General features: G+C 72.1%; 4 protein-coding genes. 2 read left to right on the top strand and 2 right to left on the bottom strand.

Annotated elements, in window-relative coordinates; all coding sequences use genetic code 11:
• The first annotated feature begins 53 nt into the window (after positions 1 to 53).
• Positions 54 to 356 carry a putative quinol monooxygenase gene (locus J1C73_RS20335; RefSeq protein WP_207317669.1) on the top strand — a complete coding sequence of 101 codons (303 nt, stop codon included), beginning with the start codon at positions 54 to 56 and terminating at the stop codon, positions 354 to 356.
• Positions 353 to 1492 (top strand): zinc-binding dehydrogenase, encoded by a 1140-nt coding sequence (locus tag J1C73_RS20330; protein WP_207317668.1) that lies wholly within the window; start codon positions 353 to 355, stop codon positions 1490 to 1492. Before J1C73_RS20335 ends, J1C73_RS20330 begins: the two co-directional genes overlap by 4 nt.
• Before the next feature lie 61 nt (positions 1493 to 1553).
• On the opposite strand, the gene J1C73_RS20325 is transcribed toward J1C73_RS20330, so the two are convergent.
• Together J1C73_RS20325 and J1C73_RS20320 are read right to left on the bottom strand one after the other, a co-directional pair.
• Positions 1554 to 1958, bottom strand: a complete 405-nt coding sequence (locus J1C73_RS20325) for a nuclear transport factor 2 family protein (RefSeq protein ID WP_207317667.1) — start codon at positions 1956 to 1958, stop codon at positions 1554 to 1556.
• Between the two features lie 52 nt (positions 1959 to 2010).
• The gene (locus J1C73_RS20320) at positions 2011 to 2589 is read right to left on the bottom strand and encodes a dihydrofolate reductase family protein (protein WP_207317666.1); all 579 of its coding nucleotides are present in this window, start codon (positions 2587 to 2589) and stop codon (positions 2011 to 2013) included.
• Positions 2590 to 2776: the final 187 nt, after the last annotated feature.

Genomic DNA, 2776 nt, shown 5'->3' with positions numbered 1-2776 from the left:
GCCGGTCCCGCCCGCCGCCCTCAAGAGGCCCGCACCACCCCAGGAGTAACCCCGTGACGTATGTAGTAGTGGCCAGGTACCGCACCAGGCCCGGCGAGCTGGACACCGTCCTCCCGCTCCTCGACTCCATGGCCGCCGCCTCCCGCCGGGAGCCCGGCAACCTCGGCTACCGGGTCCACCAGGGCACCGAGGACCCGCGGGCGATCGTGCTCTACGAGGAGTACGCGACCGAGGCCGACTTCACCGCGCACTGCGCGACCCCGCACTTCCAGGAGATCGTGCTCGGCAAGGTCGTCCCGCTGCTGGAGAGCCGCGACGTGCTGCGCTGCGCACCCCGTGACGAGGTGGGCGCGTGAAGACCCGGGCCGTGGTGCTGCGCGGGATATCGACGGCCCGGCCCTACTCGGGGACCAGGCCGGTCGAGGTGGAGGAGCTGAACCTCGAAGCCCCGCGCGAGGGCGAGGTGCTGGTCCGGGTCGCCGCCGCGTCCCTGTGCCACTCGGACCTCTCGGTCGTCAACGGCGACCGGGTCCGTCCGCTCCCGATGGCCCTGGGGCACGAGGCGGTCGGGGTGGTCGAGGAGACCGGCCCCGGCGTCCACCGGATCACCCCCGGCGACCACGTCGCCCTGGTCTTCGTGCCGAGCTGCGGCTTCTGCGCCGACTGCGCGGCGGGCCGCCCGGCCCTGTGCGCGCAGGCCGCCACGGCGAACGGCTCGGGCGCCCTGCTGCACGGCCCGTCCCTGCTGACGGATGCCTCCGGCGCCACGGTCCACCACCAGCTGGGCGTCTCCGCGTTCTCCAGTCACGCGGTGGTGGCGCAGGAGTCCGTGGTGCCGATTCCCCGGGACATCCCGTTCACCGTGGCCTCGATGTTCGGCTGCGCGGTCCTGACGGGCGCCGGCGCGGTCATCAACACGGCGGCCCTGCGCCCCGGCCAGTCGGCGGTGGTCTACGGGCTGGGCGGGGTGGGCCTGTCCGCGGTGCTGGGTGCGCGGGCGGCCGGCGCGTACCCGATCGTGGCCGTGGACCCGGTGGCGGAGAAGCGCGAACTGGCCCTGCGCCTGGGCGCGACCCACACCTGCGCGCCCGACGAGGCGCTCGCCGTGATCCGCGAACTGACGTCCGGCGGCGCGGAGGTCGCGGTGGAGGCCGTGGGCAGCCCGAAGGTGATGGCCGAGTGCCTCGCCGCCGTGGCCCGCGGCGGCAAGGTCGTCTCGGTGGGCCTGCCCGCCCCCGACCGGGTGCTGGAGGTCCCGGCCCTGGCCTTCGCGGGCGAGGGCAAGTCCCTGCTGGGCTCGTACATGGGTGACGCGGTCCCCCGCCGCGACATCCCGCGTTTCCTGGACCTGTGGCGGGCCGGGCTGATGCCGGTGGAGGAGATGCACACCGGCACCCTCGCGCTGGACGAGGTCAACCACGCGATGGAGGAGCTGGCCTCGGGCCGGGCGATCCGTCAGGTGCTGGACACATCGGGGCTGCTGGGCGTCTGAACCACGTGCCCTCAAGGGGGGTGCCCGCCGCGCGGCGGGCACCCCCCTTGGGTTCGAGCCGTCAGGAGGCGCTGAGCGGTGTCCGCCGGCCGATGACCTTGCGGTGGGCGATGCGCCAGCCCCGCTCGCCGTGCACGACCGTGTCCTCGTACGTCACGCTGCCGCTGGTGCCGTCGGCGTTGACGCCGATGCCCTTGGAGCGGGCGCCGGCCCGGCCGTCGCCGAGGTCGGTGAGCACGATGTTCGTGACGTGGTGGCCGACCGGATTGAGTGCGCCCATGGCGAGTGCCGCGTCCCGGAAGGCGTCCAGCCCCACCAGCGAGCCGTGCCCCAGGTCCGTGACGTCGTAGACGATGTCGTCGGTGAACAGCTCGTCCAGCCGGTGGAGTTCACCGTCGTCGATCAAATGCCCGTGCAGCGCGACCAGTTCCATGACGGCGAGTCGGTCCTCGATACCCAGTGCCATGTGATTCCTTTCGCCGGTGCCGGAGCGGGCCACGACCGTACCCATCGAACGGTCAGTGCGCCGAGGGCTTTTCCGCCCGCTCGTACCGCAGTTCCACGACTCCGTTGCCGAAGGCCATCGTGCCCGCGAGCCGCAGGTCGGTCATGGTGTCCGTCGACGGGAACATGGGTTTTCCCCGGCCGATGAGGACCGGGTGGACGTAGATCCAGTACTCGTCGATCAGATCGAGCGCCGCGAAGGACGCGGCCAGCCCGGCGCCGCCGAGCGCCAGGTCACCGCCGGGCTGCTCCTTCAGTGCCATGACCTCTTCCGCGACGACGTCATGGACGACGGTGGTGTTCCAGTCCGCCCGCTGAAGCGTCCGGGAGTAGACGTACTTCGGCATGTCCTGCCAGATGACGGCGAAGTCGGCCGTCGGCCCGGCGTTGGCCGGGTCCTGGTCGGCGGTGGGCCAGAAGTCCGCCATCAGCTCGTGGACGACCCGGCCGTGCAGGAAGCCGCCCATCGCGGCGAGCCGCTCGTTCAAGGCGTGGTGCAGCTCGTCGTCCACCTGATGCCAGCCGATGTCCCTGTCCGGTCCCTCGATATAGCCGTCCAGGGACATCGACATGAAATAGATGATCTTGCGCATCGCACACCTCACCGGGGAATCAGGGACGGGCCGGCGGAACGAATCCGACCCTACCCGGCAGCGGTCCACGGGGGCGGGAGGAAGCAGCGGGCGCTTGACGGGCTACGGGCGCGCCGCGTAGATCTTCGGGGAAGGGGCGGACCACGAAGGGCCGCGCGGTCCGCCCGGCCGGTACCGGCCCTGAGGA

Origin of the sequence: Streptomyces laculatispora (genome assembly GCF_017353455.1) — a bacterium.
Taxonomy (GTDB): Bacteria; Actinomycetota; Actinomycetes; order Streptomycetales; family Streptomycetaceae; genus Streptomyces; species Streptomyces laculatispora.
This window is presented reverse-complemented; position numbering and strand designations above follow the sequence as displayed.

Bases quoted from the DNA above. Each gene is read 5' to 3' on its own strand.
- J1C73_RS20325 (WP_207317667.1), bottom strand. From the start codon at position 1,958: ATGGCACTGGGTATCGAGGACCGACTCGCCGTCATGGAACTGGTCGCG.
- J1C73_RS20320 (WP_207317666.1), bottom strand. From the start codon at position 2,589: ATGCGCAAGATCATCTATTTCATGTCGATGTCCCTGGACGGCTATATC.